Here is a 1,430-nt window from a genome sequence, read left to right as displayed (position 1 = left end):
GCTTCTAGCTCAAAAGGTTCAGATCCTGGGAAAGAAGGGGTGGAAGGATATCGCAAAGCTGACCCGGAACGTTCGGCTGCCGGATGGCGTGGATCTGCGGCAGGTGGTTACTCCTGGCTGATTTGGGTGACGGCGGCGGTCTGATGCAATTGGGCCTATCCGCAGCGCACTCGAATCCGCCTATAATCGCTCGATGCCCATTCGCCAGCTTTCCGAAACCATGATCAACCAGATCGCCGCCGGCGAGGTTATCGAGCGTCCGGCGAGCGTGGTGAAGGAGCTGGTCGAGAATGCGCTCGATGCCGGCGCGTCGCGCGTGGAGATCGTCACTGCCGGCGGCGGGCTGAACCTCATCCGCGTCACCGATGACGGCTCGGGTATCCCCGAACAGGAACTCGCGCTGGCCATTGCCCGCCACTGCACCTCGAAGCTTTCCGACGACATCCACGACATCCGCTCGCTCGGTTTCCGCGGCGAGGCGCTGCCCTCGATCGGTTCGGTGGCGCGACTGTCGATCCGCTCGCGCACGGCGTCAGGCGACAGCGCCGCCGAGATCGGCATCGACGGCGGGCGCGTCTTACCAGTGAAGCCGGCGGCGGCCAATCGCGGCACGACGGTCGAGGTGCGCGACCTTTTCTTCGCCACGCCGGCCAGGCTGAAATTCATGAAGGGCGAACGCGCTGAAAGCTCGGCCACCAGCGACGTGGTGAAGCGCATCGCGATCGCTTTCCCGGCCGTGCGCTTCACGCTGGCCGGCTCGGACCGCACCACCCTGGAGTTGCCGGCGATGGAAGACACGCCGGAAGGCCGGCTCGCCCGTGTCGCGCAGGTGATGGGCAAGGATTTCCCGGACAATGCCATTGCCATCGATGCCATGCGTGACGGCGTGCATCTGGCCGGCCATGTGTCGATCCCGTCCTACACGCGCGCCAACGCGCTGCAGCAATATGCCTATGTCAACGGACGTCCGGTGCGCGACAAGCTGATCGCCGGCGCGATCCGCGGCGCCTTCGCCGATGTGCTGCCGCGCGACCGGCACGCGGTGACGGTGCTCTTCCTGTCGCTCGATCCCTCGACGGTCGACGTCAATGTCCATCCGGCCAAGGCCGATGTACGCTTCCGCGATCCGGGACTGGTGCGCGGGCTGATCGTCGGCGCCATCCGCGAGGCGCTGGCCGGCGCCGGCATCCGCGCGGCGACGACAGGCGCCGCCGGCATGATGGCGGCATTTCGGCCTGGGGCCGCAGCCTATTCCCACCCCGGCCCGGCGGGCGGCCATCGCAGCTACGAGGCCGCCTATCACGCCTCCAACTCCGGAGGCTTCGACCCGTTGCGTTCGGCGCAGCGGCCGCTCGATATGGGCTATGGCGAGGCGGGGCATCAGCGCAATGGCTTTGCGGAGAACGACCAGGCGGCCTTCGACACCGGCC

Annotated in this window: 1 protein-coding gene; it reads left to right on the top strand. The window is 67.1% G+C overall.

Annotated features, from left to right (window positions below; genetic code table 11):
* Nucleotides 1-193: 193 nt before the first annotated feature.
* Nucleotides 194-1,430, top strand: a 1,237-nt coding sequence (mutL, locus tag EOA28_RS35645) for a DNA mismatch repair endonuclease MutL (RefSeq protein ID WP_128315842.1), incomplete at its 3' end; no start/stop codon positions are given.

It is taken from the genome of Mesorhizobium sp. M2A.F.Ca.ET.067.02.1.1 (genome assembly GCF_004023285.1).
GTDB lineage: Bacteria > Pseudomonadota > Alphaproteobacteria > Rhizobiales > Rhizobiaceae > Mesorhizobium.
This window is presented reverse-complemented; position numbering and strand designations above follow the sequence as displayed.